22 protein-coding genes are annotated in these 22959 nt (G+C 72.5%); 11 read left to right on the top strand and 11 right to left on the bottom strand.

Annotation, left to right across the window (positions count from 1 at the left end):
- Positions 1-199 precede the first annotated feature (199 nt).
- The gene (locus ACTWJ8_RS04540; protein ID WP_443262989.1) at positions 200-976 is read left to right on the top strand and encodes a GNAT family N-acetyltransferase; all 777 of its coding nucleotides are present in this window, start codon (positions 200-202) and stop codon (positions 974-976) included.
- Positions 973-1803, top strand: a complete 831-nt coding sequence (locus ACTWJ8_RS04535) for a lysophospholipid acyltransferase family protein (protein ID WP_443262988.1) — start codon at positions 973-975, stop codon at positions 1801-1803. The genes ACTWJ8_RS04540 and ACTWJ8_RS04535 overlap by 4 nt, the downstream gene beginning before the upstream one ends.
- Here ACTWJ8_RS04535 and ACTWJ8_RS04530 read toward each other — a convergent pair.
- Positions 1776-4154, bottom strand: coding sequence for an ATP-binding cassette domain-containing protein (locus tag ACTWJ8_RS04530; protein ID WP_443262987.1), 2379 nt, complete (start codon positions 4152-4154; stop codon positions 1776-1778). The two genes, ACTWJ8_RS04535 and ACTWJ8_RS04530, sit on opposite strands and share 28 nt — an antisense overlap.
- A 169-nt stretch (positions 4155-4323) precedes the next feature.
- On the opposite strand from ACTWJ8_RS04530, the gene ACTWJ8_RS04525 reads away from it, so the two are divergent.
- Positions 4324-5931 carry a phosphodiester glycosidase family protein gene (locus ACTWJ8_RS04525; protein ID WP_443262985.1) on the top strand — a complete coding sequence of 536 codons (1608 nt, stop codon included), beginning with the start codon at positions 4324-4326 and terminating at the stop codon, positions 5929-5931.
- Between the two features lie 32 nt (positions 5932-5963).
- Positions 5964-6965: an alpha/beta hydrolase gene (locus ACTWJ8_RS04520; protein WP_443262983.1), complete on the top strand. Its 1002-nt coding sequence runs from the start codon at positions 5964-5966 to the stop codon at positions 6963-6965.
- Here ACTWJ8_RS04520 and ACTWJ8_RS04515 read toward each other — a convergent pair.
- On the bottom strand, positions 6962-7969 hold the full coding sequence (locus ACTWJ8_RS04515; protein WP_356380549.1) for an LLM class flavin-dependent oxidoreductase: 1008 nt from the start codon (positions 7967-7969) through the stop codon (positions 6962-6964). The genes ACTWJ8_RS04520 and ACTWJ8_RS04515 overlap by 4 nt on opposite strands.
- Positions 7970-8048: 79 nt before the next feature.
- Positions 8049-8264 (bottom strand): dodecin, encoded by a 216-nt coding sequence (locus ACTWJ8_RS04510; RefSeq protein WP_356380546.1) that lies wholly within the window; start codon positions 8262-8264, stop codon positions 8049-8051.
- A 161-nt stretch (positions 8265-8425) separates the two neighbouring features.
- Between ACTWJ8_RS04510 and ACTWJ8_RS04505 the strand changes: the two genes are divergently transcribed.
- Positions 8426-9715, top strand: a complete 1290-nt coding sequence (locus ACTWJ8_RS04505) for an extracellular solute-binding protein (protein ID WP_443262982.1) — start codon at positions 8426-8428, stop codon at positions 9713-9715.
- Here the strand turns inward: ACTWJ8_RS04505 and egtD are convergent.
- The 5 genes from egtD to ACTWJ8_RS04480 form a co-directional block, all read right to left on the bottom strand.
- The gene (gene egtD / locus ACTWJ8_RS04500) at positions 9712-10686 is read right to left on the bottom strand and encodes an L-histidine N(alpha)-methyltransferase (protein WP_443262981.1); all 975 of its coding nucleotides are present in this window, start codon (positions 10684-10686) and stop codon (positions 9712-9714) included. The two genes, ACTWJ8_RS04505 and egtD, sit on opposite strands and share 4 nt — an antisense overlap.
- Positions 10683-11438 (bottom strand): ergothioneine biosynthesis protein EgtC, encoded by a 756-nt coding sequence (gene egtC, locus ACTWJ8_RS04495; RefSeq protein WP_443262979.1) that lies wholly within the window; start codon positions 11436-11438, stop codon positions 10683-10685. The genes egtD and egtC overlap by 4 nt, the downstream gene beginning before the upstream one ends.
- Entirely contained in the window at positions 11438-12787 is a 1350-nt protein-coding gene (gene egtB / locus ACTWJ8_RS04490) for an ergothioneine biosynthesis protein EgtB (protein ID WP_443262978.1), read from the bottom strand. Before egtB ends, egtC begins: the two co-directional genes overlap by 1 nt.
- A complete protein-coding gene (gene egtA / locus ACTWJ8_RS04485) occupies positions 12784-14082 on the bottom strand; it encodes an ergothioneine biosynthesis glutamate--cysteine ligase EgtA (RefSeq protein WP_356380531.1) in 1299 nt (432 codons plus the stop codon). Before egtA ends, egtB begins: the two co-directional genes overlap by 4 nt.
- Positions 14083-14352: 270 nt before the next feature.
- The gene (locus ACTWJ8_RS04480) at positions 14353-14808 is read right to left on the bottom strand and encodes a type II toxin-antitoxin system PemK/MazF family toxin (RefSeq protein ID WP_356380528.1); all 456 of its coding nucleotides are present in this window, start codon (positions 14806-14808) and stop codon (positions 14353-14355) included.
- A 72-nt stretch (positions 14809-14880) separates the two neighbouring features.
- Between ACTWJ8_RS04480 and ACTWJ8_RS04475 the strand changes: the two genes are divergently transcribed.
- Positions 14881-15984, top strand: a complete 1104-nt coding sequence (locus ACTWJ8_RS04475) for a glycosyl hydrolase family 18 protein (RefSeq protein WP_356380525.1) — start codon at positions 14881-14883, stop codon at positions 15982-15984.
- A gap of 40 nt (positions 15985-16024) precedes the next feature.
- Positions 16025-17065, top strand: a complete 1041-nt coding sequence (locus tag ACTWJ8_RS04470; RefSeq protein ID WP_443262976.1) for a LacI family DNA-binding transcriptional regulator — start codon at positions 16025-16027, stop codon at positions 17063-17065.
- A 118-nt stretch (positions 17066-17183) separates the two neighbouring features.
- Here ACTWJ8_RS04470 and trxA read toward each other — a convergent pair whose 3' ends face one another.
- The gene (trxA, locus tag ACTWJ8_RS04465) at positions 17184-17591 is read right to left on the bottom strand and encodes a thioredoxin (protein ID WP_443262974.1); all 408 of its coding nucleotides are present in this window, start codon (positions 17589-17591) and stop codon (positions 17184-17186) included.
- Positions 17592-17743: 152 nt separating this feature from the next.
- Between trxA and ACTWJ8_RS04460 the strand changes: the two genes are divergently transcribed.
- Positions 17744-19171: a dihydrolipoyl dehydrogenase family protein gene (locus ACTWJ8_RS04460; protein ID WP_443262973.1), complete on the top strand. Its 1428-nt coding sequence runs from the start codon at positions 17744-17746 to the stop codon at positions 19169-19171.
- A 16-nt stretch (positions 19172-19187) separates the two neighbouring features.
- Here ACTWJ8_RS04460 and ACTWJ8_RS04455 read toward each other — a convergent pair whose 3' ends face one another.
- Both ACTWJ8_RS04455 and ACTWJ8_RS04450 read right to left on the bottom strand, forming a co-directional pair.
- Complete coding sequence (locus ACTWJ8_RS04455; RefSeq protein WP_356380513.1) at positions 19188-19679, bottom strand: hypothetical protein; 492 nt, start codon at positions 19677-19679, stop codon at positions 19188-19190.
- A gap of 150 nt (positions 19680-19829) precedes the next feature.
- Positions 19830-20252: a hypothetical protein gene (locus ACTWJ8_RS04450; RefSeq protein WP_443262972.1), complete on the bottom strand. Its 423-nt coding sequence runs from the start codon at positions 20250-20252 to the stop codon at positions 19830-19832.
- A 102-nt stretch (positions 20253-20354) separates the two neighbouring features.
- Here ACTWJ8_RS04450 and ACTWJ8_RS04445 point away from each other — a divergent pair, with 102 nt between their 5' ends.
- The 3 genes from ACTWJ8_RS04445 to ACTWJ8_RS04435 all read left to right on the top strand — a co-directional run bounded on the left by ACTWJ8_RS04445 (position 20355) and on the right by ACTWJ8_RS04435 (position 22946).
- Positions 20355-20531 (top strand): hypothetical protein, encoded by a 177-nt coding sequence (locus ACTWJ8_RS04445; protein ID WP_356380507.1) that lies wholly within the window; start codon positions 20355-20357, stop codon positions 20529-20531.
- An 824-nt stretch (positions 20532-21355) separates the two neighbouring features.
- Complete coding sequence (locus ACTWJ8_RS04440; RefSeq protein WP_443262971.1) at positions 21356-21658, top strand: WXG100 family type VII secretion target; 303 nt, start codon at positions 21356-21358, stop codon at positions 21656-21658.
- A gap of 22 nt (positions 21659-21680) precedes the next feature.
- On the top strand, positions 21681-22946 hold the full coding sequence (locus tag ACTWJ8_RS04435; protein WP_356380501.1) for a putative T7SS-secreted protein: 1266 nt from the start codon (positions 21681-21683) through the stop codon (positions 22944-22946).
- The last annotated feature ends 13 nt before the right edge of the window (positions 22947-22959 follow it).

The raw sequence follows: 22959 nt of genomic DNA, 5'->3' as shown, positions 1-22959 counted from the left end.
CCGGGAGTGGTGCTCAAACCCCCGGTCCCGTCATCGCGTTCGCCCCACCCCGGGCATTCAGCAGCCGCACATGCGCCCACGACCCGCTCGTCACGTACACGCCAACCGGGATCGGAAGAACTGAGGCGGAAGGCCGCACCCACGGCCCCACGTCCCCCAGCTGAGCCCTCCCCGACAGGCACGTGACCAGGAGCCAGTCATGACCGGCGCACGCACGCTCGACCGCCCCGCCCCCTCCGCCACCCCCACCCGGTACACCGTCGGCCTGGCCAGGGACGCGGACGACGTCCGCGCCGCCCAGCGCCTGCGCCACGACGTCTTCGCCCGCGAACTCGGCGCCCGCCTCGACACCGCGAGGCCGGGGCTCGACACCGACCCGTTCGACGCGCACTGCGACCACCTGCTGGTACGCGACCGTTCCACCGGCGAGGCCGTCGGCACCTACCGGCTGCTGCCGCCCGACCGGGCCGCAGAGCTCGGCCGGCTCTACTCCGAGAGCGAGTTCGACCTCAGGGCGCTCGCCCCGATCCGCTCCGGGCTCGTCGAGGTCGGCCGCTCGTGCGTCCACCCGGACCACAGGGACGGCGCCGTCATCGGCCTCATCTGGGCGGCCATCGCCCGCTACATGGTCGACCGCGGCCACCAATGGCTCGCGGGCTGCTGCTCGATCCCGCTCGCCGACGGCGGCTCGCTCGCCGCGGCGACCTGGGACCGCGTGCGCGCCTCGCACCTCGCACCCGAGGAGTACCGGGTCACGCCGCTGCGCGCCTGGCACGCGGCCGGTGTCGAGCGTCCCGCCGCTCCCGTGCAACTCCCGGCCCTGCTGCGCGGCTACACGCGGCTCGGCGCCTGGGTGTGCGGGGCGCCCGCGCACGACCCGGACTTCGGCGTCGCCGATCTGTACGTGCTGCTGCCGATGCGCGCGATCAACCGGCGCTACCTCGACCACTTCCTGTCGCTCGTCCCCGCCCGGTGAGCGTCTGGCTGCCCACGGCGCCCTGCTCACGGGCGTGCGTCGGCGACCCGAGCGGCACCGTCCGGGTGCCGCGCGCGGTGCTGCGGCTCGCCGCGCTGCTGGCGGTGCTGCTCGTCGGCGTCGTCGCGCTGCCGCTGGGCCGGTGGCTCCCGGCGCGCTGGGTACGGCTCTTCGCCCGCGCGGTCGTCCGCACCACCGGGGTGCGGACGCGCCTAACCGGTGGCACGCCGCCCGCGGGCGGGCTGCTGATCGTCGCCAACCACATCTCGTGGATGGACATCCCGCTGCTCGCGGCCGTCCGACCCGCCCGCATGGTGGCGAAGCGGGAGATACGGGGCTGGCCCGTCGCCGGGTTCCTGACGGCACGGGCCGGCGTGATCTTCATCGACCGCGACCGGCTGCGCACCCTGCCCGGCACGGTCGCGCGGCTCGCGGGTGTGCTGCGGTCCGGGGGCGCCGTCACCGTGTTCCCGGAGGGCAGTACGTGGTGCGGCCGGGCCGGCGGCACCTTTCGCCGCGCCGCGTTCCAGGCCGCTCTCGACGTGGGCGTGCCCGTGCAGCCGGTACGGATCGGGTACCGGCTGCCGGACGGCGCCGTGAGCACCGCCCCCGCGTTCGTCGGCGACGACACCCTGCTCGCCGCGCTGTGGCGGGTGGTGTGCGCCCGGCGGATCGAGGCGCACGTGACGGTCCTTCCGGTCCTCGCCGCGGGTGCGCACCGGGAGCGCGGGGCGCTCGCGCGGGCGGCGGAGGAGGCGGTGGGCGGGCGCGTACGTGCGGCCGAGCCCCAGGGGCGGGCTCACGTACCGAGCGCGCGCCTCAAGTAGGGCGCGGTCCTGCTCTCCCGCGAGGCCGCCACCGCCGCGGGCGGCCCCGCCACGACGACCCGCCCGCCCGCGGCCCCGCCGCCGGGACCCATGTCGACCACCCAGTCTGCGCCCGCGACCACCGCCATGTCGTGCTCGACGACGACCACCGAGTTCCCGGCGTCGACGAGCCCGTTCAGCTGCCGCAGCAGCACCTCCACGTCCGCCGGGTGAAGCCCCGTCGTCGGCTCGTCGAGGAGGTACAGGGTGTGGCCGCGCCGCACCCGCTGCAGCTCGCTGGCCAGCTTGATGCGCTGGGCCTCGCCGCCGGACAGCTCGGTGGCGGGCTGCCCGAGCCGCAGATAGCCGAGCCCGACGTCGAGCAGCGTGCGCAGGCTGCGCAGCACGGGCCGCGCCGCGTCGTCGTCCGCCGCCTCGAAGAACTCCGCCGCCGACTCCACCGTCAGATCGAGCACCTCGGCGATGTTCCGCCCCCGGTAGGCGACGTCGAGCGTCTCCGGGTTGTAGCGGGCGCCCGCGCAGTCCGGGCACGGCGTGTACGTGCTCGGCAGGAACAGCAGCTCCACGCTGACGAAGCCCTCGCCCTGACATGTCTCGCAGCGCCCGCCCGCCACGTTGAACGAGAACCGTCCGACGCCGTAGCCGCGCGCCTTCGCCTCGTCGGTCGCCGCGAACACCTTGCGGACGACGTCGAACAGACCGGTGTACGTCGCCAGGTTCGAGCGCGGCGTGCGGCCGATCGGCTTCTGGTCCACGACCACGAGCCGGCCGACACCCTCGAGCTCCTCGCCGATCTCGCCGATCAGCGTCGACTTTCCGGAGCCGGAGACGCCCGTGACGGCGGTGAACGCGCCGAGCGGGAACGCGGCGGTGACGTCCCGCAGGTTGTGCCGCGTCACCGGGCCGACCTTCAACCAGCCACTGGGCGAGCGGACTTCACGTACGGGGGCGGGCTCCTCGTCGAAGAGGTAGCGGGCCGTCGCCGACTCCGCGACCTCGCGCAGCCCGTCCACCGGACCGCTGTGCAGCACCCGGCCGCCGTGCTCCCCGGCCTTCGGCCCCACGTCGACCAGCCAGTCCGCGTGCCGCATCACATCGAGGTGGTGCTCGACCACGAACACCGAGTTGCCCGCTGCCTTCAGCCGGTCGAGGACGGTCAGCAGGGACTCCGTGTCGGCGGGGTGCAGCCCGGCCGACGGCTCGTCGAGGACGTACACGACACCGAAGAGCCCCGAGCGCAACTGCGTGGCCAGGCGCAGGCGTTGGAGCTCGCCCGCCGAAAGGGTGGGCGTCGCCCGGTCGAGGCTGAGATAGCCGAGGCCCAGCTCGGTGACCGTCGCGATCCGCGCCCGCAGATCGTCGGTGAGCACGCGCGCCGTCTGCGACGTGTCGTCCGTGGGAGCGAGCAGGTCGGCGAGGTCCGCGAGCGGCACCCCGGCGAGATCGGCGATCGTACGGCCCGCGAACGTGACGGCCAGCGCCTCCGCCCGCAGCCGCGCACCCCCGCAGGCGGGACACGGCCTGCTCTCCAGGAACCGCTCCGCCTTCGCCCGCAGCGACTGGCTCTTGGAGTCCGAGAACGTCTTGAGCACGTACCGGTTCGCGCTCATGTACGTGCCCTGGTACGGGCGGTGGATACGGCCCGCGTCCCGCACCGGGTGCACCGTCACCACCGGCTGCTCGTCCGTGAACAGGATCCAGTCCCGATCGGCCTGCGAAAGCTCCCGCCAGGGGCGGTCCACGTCGTACCCGAGCGCGTCGAGGACGTCCCGCAGGTTCTTGCCCTGCCAGGCCCCCGGCCACGCCGCGATGGCCCCCTCGCGGATCGACAGCGAGGCGTCGGGGACCAGCAACTCCTCGGTGGTGCGGTGCACTTGGCCGAGGCCGTGGCACTCGGGGCAGGCGCCGGCCGCCGTGTTCGGCGAGAACGCGTCCGAGTCCAGGCGCTCGGCCCCCTCCTGATACGTACCGGCCCGCGAGAACAGCATCCGCAGCGAGTTCGACAGCGTCGTCACCGTGCCGACCGACGAGCGGGACGTCGGCGCCGAGCGGCTCTGCTGGAGCGACACCGCGGGCGGCAGGCCGCTGATCTCCCCGACCTTCGGCGCGCCCACCTGGTGGATCAGGCGGCGGGCGTACGGGGCGACCGACTCGAAGTAGCGGCGCTGCGCCTCCGCGTAGATCGTGCCGAACGCCAGCGAGGACTTCCCTGAGCCCGAAACGCCCGTGAAGACCGCGAGCACGTCCCGCGGAATGTCCACGTCGACGCCCTTGAGGTTGTGCTCGCGGGCGCCGCGCACCCGCACGAGGCCGTCGTGGCGGGGGTCGGGCGTTGCGCTGGGGTGGTGCATGGGGCGGGCTCCCGGTCGGGCTGCGTCGGCTGTCGTACTCCATGATCCACCCACGTCGCCGCGGAGGCGGCGCGGAGAACGCCCGATGAATGATGTGCACATGCCTTGACTGGTGGTCACGGCCTCACGCACCGTTACGGAGGTCGTCATCCGGAGCAGTGGGGGGTTCGTGAACGGCAGACTCTTCGGCGCGGGCGCCGCGCTGTGCGCGCTCGCCCTCGTGGGCACGGCGGCGACTCCCGCGGCCCCGGCCCCGCCCCGGCACGGCCTTCCGCTCGGCGCCGCCGACCTGACGGAGACCCGGACCACGCGGACCCTGCAGCCCGGCGTGACCCTCACCCGCATCGTGCGCGGCGCCGACGCCCCGGCCATGGCGTGGACCGTGGAGGTGTCCATCCCGGGTGGCGCCGGATCGCCCGATCCCGACGCCCCGCCGACCGCCCTCAAGGACGAGTCGAGCGCCGCCGAACTGGCCTCGGGCCTGCGGGCGAAGGGCTTCGCGGCGCGCTCCGAGAAGGTCACCACCGCGCGGACCGCCGACTACGCGGGCGGCACGCTCGGCTGGCGGGTCCGCGTCGGCACGTTCCCGAGCGAGGCCGCCGCCACCGCCGAGCGCACCCGGCTGCGCGCCGCCGGATACACCGGGTCCGCCTGGTACACCGGCTGGGACGGCGACGCGGGGGACCGCGGACCGTGGCGCGTCGACGTGCTCACCATCGACCCGAAGACGTTCCGCGGCGGCCTCACGGCGTCGTACGGGCCCGACCTGGAGAACCGGGAGACCACCAGCGCGCTCGCCGCCGCCGAAGGCGCGACCGCCGGGATCAACGCCGGGTTCTTCGTCCTCGACCCCAAGGCGGGCGCCCCCGGCGACCCGGCGGGCGTCGGCGTCTACGGCGGCCGCCTGCTCAGCGAGGCCGTCGACGGGCGGCCCGCCCTCGTCGTCCACGACTCCGCCCGCTCCACCGCCGTCTCCCGCCTCACCTGGCGCGGCACGGTCACGGTAGGCGGCACCCGCTTCCCGCTCGACGGCATCGACCGCGTCCCCGGCCTGATCCGCAACTGCGGCGGCACCGCCGACGACACCCCCACCGCCCGCCCGCTGCACGACACCACCTGCGCCGACCCCGACGAACTCGTCGCGTTCACCCCGGAGTTCGGCAAGGAGACACCGAAGGGCGAAGGCGCGGAGGCCGTGCTCGACCGCTTCGGCCGGGTCGTCGAGGTCCGCACGACGCGCGGCGGAACGCTGCCCGCGGGCGGACGCAGCGTCCAGGCCACCGGAACGTACGCGGCGAAGCTCACCGCGCTCGCGAAGGTGGGACGGACCCTGCGGATCGACGGCGGGCTCCGGGACACGAAGGGCCGACCGTTCACCGCCTCCCGTGACACCAGCGTCCTCAACGGCGGCCCCGAACTCGTCCGCGACGGCCGCCTCCACGTCACCCCCGCCACCGACGGCATGGTGCAGCCCGGCAACCCGAGCTTCTACTACGGCTGGGTGCACAAACGGAACCCGCGCACCCTCGCGGGGACCGACGCCGCGGGCCGCACCGTCCTCGTCACCGCCGACGGCCGCAGCACCGGATCGCTCGGCCTGAGCATCAACGAGAGCGCGGCCGTCGCCAAGGCCCTCGGCCTGAAGGACGCGATCAACCTCGACGGCGGCGGCTCGACCACCATGGTCGTCGACGGCGCGGTGATCAACGACCCGTCCGACGCGACCGGCGAACGCCCGGTCGGCGACGCTCTGCTGGTGCTGCCCGACAGACCCTGAGAACCTGTGGCCGACGTCCCGAGGGAGCCGCCATGACCACCGTCGTCGTACCGCTGCGCCGCCGCACCAGACGCCTGCTGCTCGTCCTCGCGGCGCTCCTGCTGACCTTGGCCTCCGCCCCGACGGCCGTCGCCGCGACGACGGTCAGGCCCGCCGCCGAGGTCGTCGGCGTCCGCCAGGTCGCCGAACGCCAGGTGGACCTCTCCGTGCGCGCGACCGCGCTCGGCGGGCGGACGGTGAAGGTGCGGCTCCTCACGCCCGACGGCTGGGACCCGGGTGACCGCACCAAGCAGTGGCCCACGCTGTGGCTGCTGCACGGCTGCTGCGGCGACTACACGTCCTGGACCGCCAAGACGGACGTGGCCTCCCTCGACAGCCTCCGGGACGTCCTCGTCGTCATGCCGGAGGCCGGCTGGAACGGCTGGTACAGCGACTGGTGGAACCACGGCGCGGGCGGCGACCCGGCCTGGGACACCTTCCACACCCGCGATCTGCGCCGCCTCCTGGAGCGCGACTGGGGAGCGGGACCGCGCCGCGTCGTCGCGGGCCTGTCGATGGGTGGCCAGGGCGCGCTCCTGTACGCGGCCCGGCACCCCGGCATGTTCAAGGCCGCCGCGGCCTACTCCGGCTCCGCGCACCCGCTCCTGAACGACGAGTCGACCAGCCGCATCATGGGCTTCTTCGCGGGCCAGGGCGACGACCCCCTGCGCGTGTGGGGCGACCCCGTCGCCCAGCGCGACATCTGGGCCGCCCACGACCCGTACTACCTGGCCAAGCGCCTCAAGACCCTGCCCGTGTACCTCTCCTGCGGCGACGGCACCGCGGGCCCGCTCGACCAGCCCGGCGCCACGAACGCCCTGGAGGCCGACTTCAACCGGCAGAACCATGCCCTCGCCGCCCAGTTGAGGAAGGCCGGCGCCAAGCACCTCACCACCAACTTCTACGGCCCCGGCACCCACACGTGGCCGTACTGGCAGCGCGAACTGCATGCCTCCCTGCCGATGCTGCTGCACGCCCTCAAGGCGGGCGGCTAGCGGGGCGTCAGGCGCGCGATGCGGGCCAGGCGGCGGAAGGACTCGAGCAGCGCCTCGCGGTCGTACGTGCTGGTCGTCACCAGCACCTCCTGCGCGCCGCTCTCCTTGATCAGCGCCTCCAGCTCCTCGGTGACCTGCTGCTCCGTGCCGACGACGTGGCCGCGCAGCCCGGACTCGTAGAACTCGCGCTCCTTGGCGGTCATCTCCAGGGACGACACGCGCTCGGCGGGCGGCAGCGGCGGGAACGTGCCGTGCGTGCGCGAGTGCGCCATCGACCAGGCCTCCGGCAGCAGCAGCCGGCGTGCCTCGGGCTCGCTGCCGGCCACGGCGACCGTCCCGGAGATCACCACGTACGGCTCCGCGGACCACGCGGAGGGGCGGAACTCGGAGCGGTAGCGCTCGATGCCGCGCAGCATCTTGTCGCGGGAGCGGAAGTCGCCGATCACCATCGGCAGCCCCGCGCGCGCCGCGATCGACGCGCCCTCGCCCATCGCGAGCACGAACGGCGGGACGGTGAGGCCCTCGGCGGGCCGTGCGTGGACGCGCGTGTCGGAGGTCCCGGTGAAGAAGGCGAGGAGTTCGTCGAGCTGTGCCGCGAAGTCCTCCGCGTCGTCCTTGTCGCGGCCGAGTGCCTTGCGCACCCCGCCGGTGAAGCCGACGGACCGGCCGAGACCCATGTCGATGCGGCCGGGGAACAGCGACTCCAGGACGCCGAACTGCTCGGCGACTACCAGCGGCTGATGGTTGGGCAGCATCACGCCGCCTGTCCCCACCCGGATGGTGCGGGTCGCCGCCGCGACGGCCGCGGCGAGCACGGTCGGCGCGGACCCGGCGACCCCCGGCACCCCGTGGTGCTCGGACACCCACACGCGCGCATAGCCGAGCCGCTCCAGGTCCTGCGCGAGCGCGACGGTGTCGCGCAGCGCGTCCTGGTCGGTGTGGCCCTCGCGGGTGCGGGAGCGGTCGAGGACGGAGAAGCGGGTCGATTCGATCACGGTGCTCACACCTTGAGTCAACGCACGGGGGCGCGGGGGATTCCCGCCCGGCGCCCGCTCGTCGGCACGGAGGTGCGGACCGGCGCGCTCAGCCCTCGTCCTCCAGGCGGAAGCCGACCTTCAGGCCGACCTGCCAGTGCTCCACCTGGCCCTCGACGATCTGGCCGCGCACCTGCGTGACCTCGAACCAGTCGAGGTTGCGCAGGGTCTGGGAGGCACGGGAGACGCCGTTGCGGATCGCCTCGTCCACGCCTTCGTGAGAGGTGCCGACGATCTCGGTGACGCGATACGTGTGATTCGACATGCTTCCACCGTGCCCCAGCGCGGCGCGGCCCGCCATCCGTGCGCGGCGCCTCTCCCGCCCCTTGACCCACCCCTTGGTCTATACCAAAATCCAGCACACCCGTACGAGCCGCGCGCTCTTCCCCCACGTCGGGCCGATCTTCCCCTGTCCGCAGGCAGAAAGTGACCCACGTGAACGCGCGCCGCTCCGCCCTGGCCTTCTGTTCCCTCCTCGCCACCGGCACCCTCCTGACCGGCTGTGGAGCCCTGCCCGGCACAGGCGGCGAGACGGGCACGGTCACCGTGTGGCTGATGCGGGGGAGCGCGTCCGAGGACTTCGTCAAGCGGTTCACCGAGGACTTCGAGTCCCGGCACGACGGGCTCACCCTGGACATCCGGATCCAGGACTGGACCGGCATCGGCGCCAAGGTCACCAAGGCGCTCGACGCGCGGCGCGGCGACGAGCCGGGCGCCCCCGACGTCATCGAGGTCGGCAACACCCAGGTCCCGCAGTACATCGAGGAGGACGGCCTGCTCGACCTGTCCCTGGAGTCCGCCCGCGACCTCGGCATGCACGACTGGCTGCCCGGACTCGCCGAACCCGGCGTCGACACCTCACGCCAGTACGGCATCCCCTGGTACGCCGCCAACCGCGTCGTCGTCTACAACAAGGACCTCTTCCGCCGGGCCGGCATCGACCGGCCGCCCACCACCCGCACCGAGTGGCTCGACGCGACCCGCACACTCAACTCCGGTGCCACCCAGGGCATCTACCTCGCAGGGCAGGACTGGTACACGCTCGCCGGCTTCGTCTGGGACGAGGGCGGCACCCTCGCCAAGGAGACCAACGGCGTCTGGGCGGGCACCCTCGACGCCCCCGCCGCGCTCCGCGGCATGGCCTTCTACCAGCAGCTCCAGGCGCTCGGCGAGGGACCGAAGGACGCCGACGAGGAGCATCCGCCGCAGGCCGAGCGGTTCGCGCGCGGCGACATCGCGCAGATCATCTCCGTGCCGGGCGCCACCCAGCGGATCCTCCAGAAGAACCCGGAACTCAAGGGAAAGCTCGGCTACTTCCCGATCCCCGGCAAGACGTCCCGCAGGGCGGGCACTGTGTTCACCGGCGGCTCCGACCTGATCGTCCCCGCGAACACCGACGACAGGGACGGCGCCGTGGAGGTGGTCAAGGAGCTGGCGGGCGAGAAGTGGAACACCGACCTGGCCCGCACCATGAACTACGTGCCGAACAAGACGACGCTCGCCGACGCCGTCGCGGGTGAGCCGGGCGTGGCCGCCATGGCCGTCGGCGCCGCGCACGGCAAGGCGACGCCCCGCTCCCCGCTGTGGCCGAACGTCGAGGCCGGCGAGAACCCCATCAAGACGTACATGTCCGCGGTCCTCGCCGGCGGCGACCCGGCCTCCGAGGCGAGGCGGGCGTCCCGCGAGATCACCCGCCGCCTCGACGAGCGCGGCTAGCGCCGCTCGTCCGACGCCTGGCTCAGCGACAGCGCGAACCGGCCCTCGCTGTCGGTCCACCAGTGCGCCAACTCCAGGCCCACCTCGTGCAGTTCCGCCTTCACTCCCTCCTGGCGGAACTTCGCGGACACCTCCGTGCGCACCTCCTCGCCCGCCGCGAACTCCACCTCCAGGTCGAGGGCCGTGAGCTTCACGGTCTGCGCCCGCGCCGAGCGCAGCCGCATCTCGATCCACTCGTCGTCGGCGTTCCACAGCGCGACGTGCTCGAACGCGCCGGGGTCGAAGTCGGCGCCCAGCTCGCGGTCCATGACGGCCAGCACGTTCTTGTTGAACGCCGCGGTCACGCCCGCCGCGTCGTCGTACGCCGCGACCAGCGTCGCCTCGTCCTTCACCAGGTCCGTGCCGAGCAGGAAGAAGTCGCCGGGCTCCAACAGGCCGCGCACCGCCGTCAGGAACGCGGCCCGCTCGTCCGGCAGCAGATTGCCGATCGTGCCGCCGAGGAACGCCACCAGGCGGGGCCCCGGCGTCTCCGGCAGCTCGAACGCCGACGTGAAGTCGGTGACCATGGCGTGGATGTCGAGCGCAGGATGCTCCGCGAGCAGCGCGTCCGCCGCCCCGCGCAGCGCGCTCTCGCTCACGTCAACGGGCACGTACGTCGCCAGGTCCGTGAGCTCTTCCAACAGGTGGCGGGTCTTGTCGGAGGAGCCGGAGCCCAGCTCGACCAGGGTGCGCGCGCCCGTCGTCGCCGCGATGTCGCGGGCGCGCGCGATGAGGATCTCCCGCTCGGCGCGGGTCGGGTAGTACTCGGGCAGCCGGGTGATCTCGTCGAAGAGTTCGCTGCCGCGCGCGTCGTAGAACCACTTCGGCGGGAGCGTCTTGGGCGTGCCGGTCAGACCGTGCAGGGCGTCGGCCCGCAGGGCGGCTCCCGTGGCGTCCTCGGGCAGGGTGCGGGTGATGCGGAACGGGCTCACGCGGTGGGCTCCTTGAGCGGGGTCAGCAGGACGTCGGTGCGGCTCGCCGCGAGCAGCGTGCGGTCGGGGACCTCGATCCAGTGCGGATCGTCGTCGTACGGCTCGGAGGCGACGACCACCGAACGGCCCGGCTCGGTGCGGTACCACAGGGTGTCGCCCCAGGCCGTCGCGGTGATCGTCTCGCCGTTGGTGAGCAGGAAGTTGAGGCGGGCGGTGGGCGCGGCCTCCGCCGCCTCCAGCGTGGTGTCGGCGAGCGCCTGCGCCTCGTCGTCGCCCGAGCGCAGCCGGTGCAGGACGAGCGCCCACAGGAACGCCGCGTCGCAGCGGGCCTCCATGGCGAGCAGGTCGGCCGGCGGCAGCGTCGGCACCAGCGGGGTCAGCGACTGCGGCCAGCCCGGCACCGCGCCGTTGTGGCTGAACAGCCAGGGCCCCGACGCGAACGGCGCCGCGGCGGCCTCCCCGTCGGGGCCGGCCAGCGTCGCGTCGCGAACCGCCGCGAGCAGCGCCCCGGAGCGGACCACGCGCGCCAGGTCCTGGTAGGCGGCGTCGCCCCAGATGGGCCCCGCGCGGCGGTAGCGGGCGGGCACCGGATCGCCGTCCGCGTACCAACCCGCCCCGAAACCATCGGCGTTGACCGTGCCGTGCCGCTGCCGGCGCGGCGCCCACGACTGCCGGAACAGGCTGTGCGGCGGCCGGTCGACGACCTCGCCGAGCTGTACCGGCGGCCCCAGGTAGGCCAGGTGACGGCACATCAGGCACGCTCCCGCGGCTCGGCGTCACGGGCCGTGCGGAACCCGGAGAAGATCTGCCGCCGGATCGGATGGTCCCAGTTGCGGAACGTGCCCCGGCACGCCACCGCGTCCACGGCGAACGAGCCACCGCGCAGCACCTTGTAGTCGCCCCCGAAGAACACCTCCGAGTACTCGCGGTACGGATAGGCCACGAACCCCGGGTAGGGCAGGAAGTCGCTCGACGTCCACTCCCACACATCGCCGATCAACTGCCGGACGCCGAGGGGGGATTCGCCCAGCTCGTAGCTTCCGGCGGGTGCGGGGCGCAGGTGCCGCTGGCTGAGGTTCGCCCGGTCAGGCGTCGGGTCGGCGTCGCCCCACGGGTAGCGCATCGAGCGTCCGGTGGCCGGGTCGTGCCGGGCCGCCTTCTCCCACTCCTCCTCGCTGGGCAGGCGCCGCCCGGCCCATCGCGCGTAGGCGTCGGCCTCGTACCAGCTGACGTGAAGGACCGGCTCGTCCGGCGGCACCGGCTCGCTCACCCCGAACCGCCTGCGCAGCCACTGCCCGCCCTCGCGGCGCCAGAACAGCGGCGCCTCCAGGCCGTGCTCGCGCACCATCGCCCACCCGGCAGGCGCCCACCAGCGCTCCTCGCGGTAGCCGCCCTCCTCGACGAACTCCATGTACGCGGCGTTCGTCACCGGCGTCGTGTCGATGTGGAACGGCGGCACCAGACGGGTGTGCGCGGGCCGCTCGTTGTCCAGGGCCCACGGCTCGGCCGTCGTGCCCATCGTGAACGGGCCGCCGGGCACGAGGACCTCGGCCGGACCGTCGAAGGGCCGGTCGAGCGGCTCGGGGTCGGGCGCCGTGAGCGCCGCGCCGCCCTTCCTGAGCTGGTGCGTGATGAGCATCGTCTCGTCGTGCTGCTGCTCGTGCTGCGCGATCATGCCGAAGGCGAAGCCCGAACGCGTCAGGCGCTGCGTCCCCTCCGCCTCGAACGACGCCTTCTCCAGCACGTCGAACGCCCGCCCGCGCACGTCGGACGCGTAGCCGCGGGCCTCCTTCGGGGCGAGCAGCGGCAGGCTCGGACGCTCCGAGCGAGGGTGCTCGAACGCGTCGTACAGCGGGTCGATCTCCGGCCGGATCGCCTCTTGTCCCGCGACCGCGCGCAGCAGCCACTGCTCCTCCTGGTTCCCGATGTGCGCGAGGTCCCAGACGAGCGGCGACATCAACGGCGAGTGCTGGGCGGTGAGTTCGGCCTCGTCGACGCAGCTCGTCAGCAGCGTCGTGCGGCGCCGCGCGGCCTCCAGGGCGGCCGCGGCGCGCCCGCGCAGCGCCTCGGGGTCGGTGGTGACGTTCTCCTGGGCGGTCATGAGTGAACGGTCCTCCCCTGAGCGGGTTCTCGCATGAGCTGGTCGAGCACGTCGTCGGCCGGGCAGCGTCCCCGCACGACGTAGCGGTGCGTGAAGTCCGCCACCGCCCGCCGCACGTCCGGGCTCGCGCCGATCCTCGGCAGGGCCTCCAGGGCGGTCGTGAAGCAGGCCGTCGCGGCCTCCCGCAGCTCCGGATCGGTGAGCCCGAGCCGGGCCGCGTCCCGCCACAGCGGATTGTGCGGCGCGGGCAGGGGGCCCGCGCGCTCGGCGAGCGGCTTGACCGCCCGGTACGCGGTCTCCGCGGCCTCCGGATCGTCGAACAGGGCGGTCGTCACGGCGAGCGGCACCAGCCACCCGTCGTCGCCCGGCTGCGCGTCGATCATCCGCAGCTCCAGGTGCCCGCGCGGCCGCACCGGCGGGAACAGGGTGGTCAGGTGGTAGTCGAGGTCGGAGCGGGTCGGAGGCCGCGGCTCGCCCGTGCGCGCCCACTGCCGGAAGCTGAGCCCCTCCGGCACCTGCCAGGGCCCCTCCTCGGTGCGCACGCACATCACGGGCGCGTCCAGGACGTGCCGGGCCCAGGCCGCGCGCGGCTCGAAGTCCAGCGGCACACCACCGGAGCGGCCCACGTCGATGCGCTCCCACAGCAGCTGCCGTGTGGAGCGCCAGCCGGTCGAACGACCGGACAGCATCGGCGAGTTGGCGAACGCCGCCACCAGTACGGCGCCCAGCAGATGGGCAAGCCGCCAGCGCCTGCCCAGGCCCTGCGGGCCCGGCTCCTCGTGCCCCGCGTCCAGGCACACCTGCACGGACGCCGACGAGCACATCATGGAGCGCCCGGCGGGACCCGCACGGTCGAGGGAGGCCTCCAGGGCGTCGTAGCGGCGCTGGTGGAGCACGCGCCGCGGGGGCAGCCACGGGTCGGTGCCGTGCCCGGAGAGGACGAGTCCGTGGCCGCGGAGCGCGGCGCGGACGGCGTCGAGATCGGCCCGCATGGCCGAGACGCATTCGGTGAGGGAGTCGGCGGGGAGCGAACTCAGCTCCAGCTGCCCGCCGGGTTCCACGGTGAGCGCCGAGCGCAGGGGCAGGGCGCGCAGTGCGACGTACGCCGCGTCGAGTCGTTCGGGTGGTAGGGGAAGCCACGGCTTCATGGGCGGCCGGGGCTCGTGCACGATCCATTCCAGCTCGACCCCGACCCTGCGGGGCGGCCCGGTCTTGAAGCAGATGCCCCGCACCAGGGCCTCCGCCTCGGCCTCGGTGACCAGATCACCGAGCGCCGTACAGTCTCCCTCGCTCATGGGGGGATTCCTCCTGGTTCGCACGCTCTCCATGGTCCCCCGTGGGGACCATGGCGTCGATTCGGCCGGATGTCACCAAACGGCCCCTTCTGGGCGACGCAGACTCCCCACCCAAGACCGTTCGGCCGCCTCGCACAAGGGCGCCTCAAGAGTTCGTCGAGGGTGGCGAGAACCTGTTGCCCTGCCGGTCACTGTGCGTACACGGCAGGTTCATGGGAGGGAGGGGGAGCGGCGGGAGCGACCGGCGCGCGAAACCAGGAGTCGTGGGCGTCAGCGCCAGCCGTAGCGCTCCCGCAGCCGCAGCACCACCGTGTTGAACCGGCCCCTGTCCAGCGCGCAGGCCTCGCGGCGCATGCCCCGCTCGTGCACCCGCAGCACCCGGTCCAGGTCCACCCACGAGTCACGGCCGTCCCGGTCCCACGGGCCCGAGCCGAGCGCGATCCACTCCCGGTCGTTGTCGTGCCGCTTGCTCGACAGCTGGACGGCCAGCAGGGTGCCGCCCGGCTCCCGGGCCACCACGAGCACCGGTCGGTCCTTGCCGCGCCCGTCGTTCTCCTCGTACGGCACCCACGTCCACACGATCTCGCCGGGGTCCGGGTCGCCGTCGTGCGCGGGCGCGTACTCCGTGCGCACCCTGCCGACGCGGGACGGCTCGGCCTCCACCGTGGCCGTCGGCCCCGAACGGCCGGGGTGTTCGTACGCGTGGTCGTCTGTAAAGGCAGTCACGCGGGTCACGTTAGACGCCGACCGGCCCAATCCCTGCGGCGGGTACGCCGGATGGACCGCAGGCTCGCAGCCATGAAACGACGCCACACCACAGCGCTCTGCGCCCTCACAGCCACCGCCGCCCTCGCCGCAGCCGCGCCCGCCGCCCCCGTCGCACAGGCCGCGCCCCCGCGCACCGTCTCCGCCTGGCTCCCGTACTGGGACCAGGAGGCCGCCTACCGCGACGCCCTCGCCCACTCCGCACAGATCCGCACCATCAGCCCCTTCTGGTACCAGACGAAATCGGCCACCCGCGTCGCCGGGCACACAGGGGCGGGGGAGCGCCGCATCATCGACGGGCTGCACGCCCGCGGCATCCAGGTCGTCCCCACCGTCATGGAGCAGATGAAGCCCGGCGCCCTGGGATCCGTCCTCACCAGCGACAAGGCCCGCGCCCGCCACGTCGACGCCCTGCTCGCCGTCGCCCGCAGCCGCGACTACGACGGCCTCGACATCGACTACGAGTCGATCGCCCCGTCACCCGACGACAAGTACCGAGCGGTGCGCGACGGTTACGCCGACTTCGCCACCGAACTCTGCGCCCGCCTGCACGCCGTCGACAAACAGTGCTTCGTCACCGTCATGCCCAAGACCCGCGGAACGGGCCGCGTCTGGGACTACGAGCGATTGGGCAGGGTCGCCGACCGGGTGCGCATCATGGGCTACAACCTGCACAACGCGCAGGGCAAGCCGGGACCGCTCGCCTCGCCCGCCTGGTACGACGAGATCCTCACCCGCGCCACCGCCCAAGTCCCGCGCGCCAAACTGGAGATGGGCATCCCGGCGTACGGCTGGAACTGGAAACTCGGCAAGGCGGACAAGGTCGCCGAGGGTGCCGACGACGGGCGGGACGGCAGCAGCTCCAAGCGCGCCCAGCACGTCACCTCGAAGTCGGCCGAGGCGCTGCGCCGCAAGGTCGGCGCCCGCTACGCCCTCGACCCCGAATCGCGCACCCCGCACTTCACGTACACCGAGGGCAAGGGCAAGAAGGCGGTCCGCCGCACCGTCTGGTACCAGGACGCCGCGGGCACCGCCGCGCACCTCCCCGTCCTGCGCAAACACGGCGTGCGGAACACGGTCCTGTGGGCCCTGAACTTCGAGGACCCGAAGCTGTGGAAGACCCTGGCGCGGGGGTAGCCGCACGCCCCGTGCGGCGTCTGCAAGGATGCCGTACGTCATGGTGCAGATACCGAAGCAGCAGCCCGCCCAGCCGGCCGCGCCGACCCGGCCCGCGCCCGGCGCCCTGCCCACGAGCGCCGACGTGGCACGCCTCGCCGGGGTCTCGCGCGCCACCGTCAGCTACGTCCTCAACAACACCAGCGCCGTCCGGATCAGCGAGCCGACCCGGCGGCGCGTCCACGCGGCGGCCAAGGAACTCGGCTACGTCCCGCACGCCGCCGCCCGCAGCCTGCGCGCCGGACACACCCGGATCGTCCTCGTGCCGACCCCCGACGTCCCGATCGGCCCGCTCTACAGCGCCTTCCTCAACGAACTGCAGCGCGCCCTGAGCCGCCTCGACTACACCGTCGTGCAGTACGGCGGCGTGGGCCTCAGCGGCGACGCCGCCGCCCGCGCCTGGGCCGAGCTGCGTCCCGTCGCCGTGCTCGGCCCGGTGGGCATGGGCCCCGACGGCATCGCCGTGCTGCGTCGCTCCGGCGCCCGCGCCGTCATCACCCTCGGCCCCGATCCGGTCGAGGGCGCGCACGCCCTGCTCACGGACCACCGGCAGGTCGGCCGCGTCGCCGCGGAACACCTCGTCGAGCGCGGCCACCGGCGCGTGGGCGTCGTCATGCCGAAGGAGCCGGGCCTCGACATGTTCGCGGTGCCACGGCTCGAGGGAGTCCGTGCGACGGGCGCGGAGGCGGTGTCGCTGCCGCTCGCTTACGAGGAGCAGGATGCATCCCAAGTGGCCGTACAGGTGCGGGAGTTGGGGGTCACGGCGGTCTTCGCCTACAACGACGAGTACGCCATGCTGCTCATGCGCGCCCTCCAGGACGCGGGCGTCGACGTCCCCGGCGACGTCGCCGTCATGGGGGCCGACGACCTGATGCTCGGCCGGCTGCTGCGGCCCCGGCTCAGTACGGTGCGGCTCGACCTGCCGTCGGGCGAGGAGCTGGCGGCGCTGGTGGACCGCCTCGTCCGGGACCCCGAGCAGGACGCCGTGGCGGAGCCGCGCGAGGCGCTGGCGGTGACGCTGGTGGCGCGCGAGTCGACCTGAGGCTTCCGAGGCCTTCCGGGGCTTTCTGGGGGAGCCGGAAACACCGCGAGGCGGTCGCCCAAGTGGGCGACCGCCTCGGGGACAGTCGAGTGACTGAGGGGGAGGGGGGAGTCGGGCCTCAGCCCTCCTGACCCTGCCCCTGGCCCTCCTGCTGGGCCTGCGCCTGCTGCTCGGCGACGGACTTGCGGACCTCGTCCATGTCCAGCTTGCGGGCCTGGCCGATCACGTCGTCCAGGGCCTCCTGCGGCAGCGCGCCCGGCTGGGCGAACACGGCCACCTGCTCCCGCACGATCATCAGCGTCGGGATCGACTGGATCCCGAAGGCGGCGGCCAGCTCGGGCTGGGCCTCGGTGTCGACCTTGCCGAACACCAGGTCGGGGTTGGCCTCGGCGGCCTTCTCGTAGATGGGCGCGAACTGCTTGCACGGTCCGCACCAGTCAGCCCAGAAGTCGATCAGAACGAACTCGTTCTCCGTAACCGTCTGATCGAAGTTCTCCTTGGTCAGCTCCATGGTGGTGCTGCTCATGGTGTTTTTCCCTCTTCCTGCTTCCGGGGTTCTGGGCGAAGCCGTCGGGGGCAATGCCGCTGTGCACAACCGTCCGGATGTCGGACGTATTCCGCGCTCGTACCCACGTGCTCGGCACGCACACATCCGACCACACTGAGACACTGGACCGCATGACGGAAGCCATCGCGTACGACGTCGTAGTGCTGGGAGCCGGGCCCGTCGGCGAGAACGTCGCCGACCGCGCGCGGGCGGGCGGACTGAGCGCCGCCATCGTGGAGAGCGAGCTCGTCGGAGGCGAGTGCTCGTACTGGGCGTGCATGCCCAGCAAGGCACTCCTGCGACCGGTCATCGCCCGCGCCGACGCCCGCAGGGTCCCCGGACTGCGCCAGGCGGTCCAGGGCGAGCTCGACGTCCCGGCGGTCCTCGCGCACCGCGACGCGTACACCTCGAACTGGAAGGACGACGGCCAGGTCGGCTGGCTCGACTCCATCGGCATCGACCTCTACCGCGGCCACGGCCGCCTCGACGGACCGCGTCGGGTCACGGTCACGGCGGAGGACGGCACGGTGACCACGCTCACGGCGCGGCACGCGGTCGCCGTCTGCACGGGCACGCGCGCCGCGCTGCCACCACTCCAGGGCCTGGACTCGGTCAAGCCGTGGACCAGCCGGGAGGCCACGAGCGCGGACAAGGTCCCGGGCCGGCTGATCGTGGTCGGCGGCGGGGTGGTCGCGGCGGAGATGGCGACGGCCTGGCAGGCGTTCGGCTCGAAGGTCACGGTCCTCGTCCGCGGCAAGGGCCTCCTCGAGCGCATGGAACCGTTCGCGGGCGAGCTGGTGGCGGACGCGCTGCGGGAGGCGGGCGCGGAGGTCCGCACGGGCGTCTCGGTCACGTCGGTCACCCGCGCCTCCGACGGCACGGTCACGGCTCGGCTGGACGACGACTCAACCCTCCAGGCCGACGAAATCCTCTTCGCGACGGGCCGCGCGCCGCGCACGGACGACATCGGCCTGGACACGGTCGGCCTCGAACCGGGCTCCTGGCTCGACGTCGACGACACCCTCCGCGTCAAGGACTCCACCTGGCTCTACGCGGTCGGCGACGCCAACCACCGCGCGCTCCTCACCCACCAGGGCAAGTACCAGGCCCGCATCGCCGGCGCGGCGATCACCGCGCGGGCGCAGGGCGTCCCCCTCCTGGAGACCGACCGCTGGGGCGCCCACGCGGCGACCGCCGACCACGACGCGGTCCCCCAGGTCGTCTTCACCGACCCCGAGGCGGCCAGCGCGGGCCTCACCCTCTCCGAGGCGGAGGCGGCGGGCCACCGCGTCCGCGCCGTCGACTACGACATGGCCAACGTCGCCGGCTCCGGCCTCTACGCCGACGGCTACACCGGCAAGGCCCGCATGATCGTCGACCTCGACCGCGAGATCCTCCTGGGCGTCACCTTCGTCGGCCCCGCAGCCGGCGAACTCATCCACGCCGCAACGATCGCCATCGCAGGCGAGGTCCCGATCGACCGCCTGTGGCACGCGGTACCGGCGTATCCGACGATCAGCGAGGTGTGGTTGCGGCTGTTGGAGACGTATCGGGGTTGAGTGCGAGCGGCGGACGTCAGCAGGCGTCGTCCGCCTTGGAGCGGAAGGCGGCGCGGCTGAGGGGCTCGCCGTCGGCCCACCACTGCCCGGGGGCGAGACGGTCGATGTCGGCGCTCGTGAAGTAAGCGATGCCCTCGTACCGCACCGTGTTGTCCGGTCCGACGACGAAGCTCACCGAGTAGCTCCAGGACTTGGTCAGCCGGGAGACCGGACGCGCGGTGCCCTGCCAGTCGGACGGCGGTGAGAGGAGACTGATCTCCTGTTCACCGGTCGCGGAAGTGGGCGGCCTGGACGACCAGCCGTCCACCGCTGTGTCGTCTTCCTCGTCCTGCGATCCGCCCAGGAGTTCGATCCGTTGCATGCGGTCGCCGCCGCAGGGGTGCAGCAGGGCCCGCACGTCGCCGTGGGGGCCCTTGCCGATGGCCACCAACGGCAGTTGAGGCGGGCTGCAGCCGGTTGCGAGCAGTGCGAGCGCCGCGGTCACGCCGGTGAAAGCCGTGGCGCGCACCTTGTCGGGAGTGCCGATCGAAGCGCGGACGCTTCCGGTTGTCGGTGATGCGCAGGCTGTCACGGTGAACTACCTTGTCACCTCCGATATTTGATGGCCAGTATGCAAGCGGGTCATGAAGGCCGTCCGACTTGGTGTCGGACGACACGCCTACCGCATGCGCATGTGAAACGCCGTCGTCGACAGGTCGAGCAGGTCCATGAGCGCGGGCCAGGCCTTCGGGTCGCCCTCCGTCGTCCTCGCGGAGGCGATGACGTCCGACGTCGCCTCGACGAGCGCGTCGCGGTCGGCGGCGAGGCCGTCCCCGACGACGAGGATGCGGTGGCGGACGCGGAGGGTGCGTACGGTGTCGGAGTCGGTGAAGCGGATGCCGACGGTGAGGAGCTTGCCTGCGGCCTTGTCCGCGTCGAGGCGGTAGCGCCACCCCGCGGCGACCTCCGGGCCCGACTGGTTGGCCGCGATCATCCGGCCGACCGCGTCGAGCGCCAACTGCGGGTCGAAGGCGCGCTCCAGTTCAAGGGCGCCGGTGAGGTACCAGGAGCGGGCGATGGGGTTGATCTGCTGGTAGCCCATCGCGCGCAGGTCCGGAGCATATGCGCACTCAGGGGGGCCTCTTTCGACGACGCCCTCGCCGACCTGCGCTACGGCACGATCGTCGTCAACGCCTGGACCGGCGTGGGCTATCCGACGGCCAACGCCACCTGGGGCGCCTTTCCCGGCCACACCATCGACGACGTGCAGAGCGGCATCGGGGTCGCGCGCAACGCACTACTGCTGGCGCAGGCCTCACGCGCCGTCGTCCGCCATCCGTTCCGCCCGATGCCGCGCGACCTGCTTCGTGGCGAGTGGTAACTCAGCCTGAAACCTCCGAGGTTCGTGTCGAACAGGGCGGCCGCGACCACAGGTCGCCGACTGGTCGACTTCCACGCCCGTGCGCGCTACCGGGCATCTTTGCCTCGGCACTCCGCGGCTGAGCCCGGACGGTCACCGAATCGGGCGGCTCGCCCGTATTGCCGGTGGCGACCGGCGGGGCATCGCGACTTGGCGACGTCAACCGGGGAGAGGAACGGAAAGTGAATGAACGAAGGGCTCGGCCGGTAGATCGTCGGCCTGTGTTCAGCTCCGGCCGTTGGTTGAGGTGAGCTTCCGCGTTTGCGTGTGACGGTGGTCGCTGGAGACGTATTCGGACTGGGTGTCCGGCCTGAAGCGCAATGGGCGGAAGCGGTGCACGTCATGTGGATGTTTCGTGGGTGCGTTGGTGAAGTCAGAATTGTCTGTCAGCACCGTTCTCGCGATGGAGCCCTGGAACGCGGGTGGGTCTGCTTGGTAATCAGTCCCGTCGCCGGCAGGCGGCGCCCAGGGCAAGGCGAGGGAGCGGCCCCCTTCACGGCTGAACCCTCAGTCCTGGAGAGGGTCAAGTCGACGTCCCTGGAAGCTCGTTCGAAGTAATCCGTAAGCAGTGCGGGCGGGGAGCAGCGGTGAAGCATGTGAGGGGTCGAACCAGAGGACACAGGGGGACGGCGGAGCTTGCTAGACAGCGAGATGGCGCGGGGGTCGAGTTCCTCGGCAATACGTCCTCGCCGTCTGCGTGTGACGCGCGTGCGACAATCCCGTCTGTTGATCATCAGATCCGGTGTGCATGCACATCCGGAATGAGCAGGAGTCGGGGGACTCGTATGACGGGCTACACCGTCGAGCCTGAGGCGTTGCGCGCGTCGGCGAAGTCGATCGCAGATGCCGTAGAGGCCGTGGACAAGGTCCACGTGGACAAACTCGCCGAGGACGCACCCGAGTTCGGCCATGGCGACGCCTCCGATGCCTACGCGGAACTGCTGGCCACCTGGCACCAGGCCCTCACGAAGACGCTCAAGGACGAGGCCGAGGGCTCTGCGGACGGCCTGAAGAGCTCGGCCGACCTCTACGAGAAGAACGAGGGACGAACGGCTGACCTCGTTGCGCAACGCGCCGATAATCAGTGACTCAAGGGGGGAAGTAGCGGCGGTGGCAGCGAAACTGGGAGAGACCCAGGATCCCAAGGAGCTCGTCCCGGGTGACGCGCCGGGGCTCCACGGGCAGGCCGACCATTTGGCTACGTGGTCGAAGACCCTGGAGGGGATCGGCGACGACCTGAAGGCAGTACGTGTTGACGGCTGGAGCGGCACGGCCAGCGAGCGATTCTGGGAGGGCTTTTCCCCGCAGCCAGGCAAGTGGTATCGAGGCGCGGATTCCTTGAACGCGACGGCGGAGGCCCTGCGCGCGTACGCCGACACCGTTGCGTGGGCGCAGGACAAGGCTGCAGACGCCATCGCGCAACACGAGGGTGGCAACCTTCTCGGTGCCGTCGTCACGTTGGAATCCGCCCGGGAACAGTTGGATGAGGCGGGGAAAGTCGCCGCCAAAAGGTTCAAGGCTCAGGGAGGATCTGATCCGGGAGCCCCCGCGTGGCTGTATTGGGCGGCGCAGGATGCCACTACCTCGCCGTGGGCAATTGGTGTCCAGGTTCGTCGGCTTGAGTACGAGAATCTCCTGAAGTACCCCCAGGGCGACAGCCAGGATCAGCCGAGGGAGGTTCGGAAGTACAAAGGCTGGGGCGCCAACGACAACCGGGTGGAAGCTGAAGAGCGTCGGGAGAAGGGCGCACACGGCGTCAGGGTCGAGGGCGTGTCCGCCTCTGGGGACGCCAAGGCGTGGGAGGCGGCGGCCGAGGGACGCGGGGAGGCCCTCGGTGGTGATGTCGCAGGCCGGGCCAGCTTTTCCGCCCTTGGAGTGGAGGGCAGTGCCGGGGTCGGTGTGGAGGACGGCAGGCTCCAGGCACAGGCTTCCGGGAAGGCGTATCTTGCCCAAGCCACAGCGGAGGGAAAGTACGAAGCTGGGCTTTTCGAAGCGGCAGGTAAGGCGCAGGCGTTCGCCGGTGCCGACGCGAGCGCCAAAGCGAGCGTCGGCCTGGACGGTGCGCACCTCGGCGGCGAGGCTTTTGCCGGGGCCAAGGCATCCGCAGAGGGGCACGCCTCCGTGGCCGGCGTCGGGGTAGGTGGCACGGCTGAGGGCTGGGCCGGTGCTGGCGTCTCGGCACATGTCGACGCCGGCATGGAAGACGGCAAGCTGGTGATCGGCGCGGACGTAGGGGCCGCGATCGGTGTGGGCGGCAAGCTGGGCGGGCAGGTCGAGGTCGACCCGGGCAAGGTCGTGGACGCTGTGGGTGATGGAGTGGATGCGGTCAAGGACTGGGGCGGGGGCGTGGCCGATACGGTCGACTCGTGGTTCTAGCGCACTGATGTGA

This window comes from Streptomyces sp. SDT5-1, from assembly GCF_052245995.1.
Classification (GTDB): domain Bacteria; phylum Actinomycetota; class Actinomycetes; order Streptomycetales; family Streptomycetaceae; genus Streptomyces.
The sequence above is the reverse complement of the archived record's forward strand: the minus strand, read 5'-3'. Positions and strand labels throughout refer to the sequence as shown.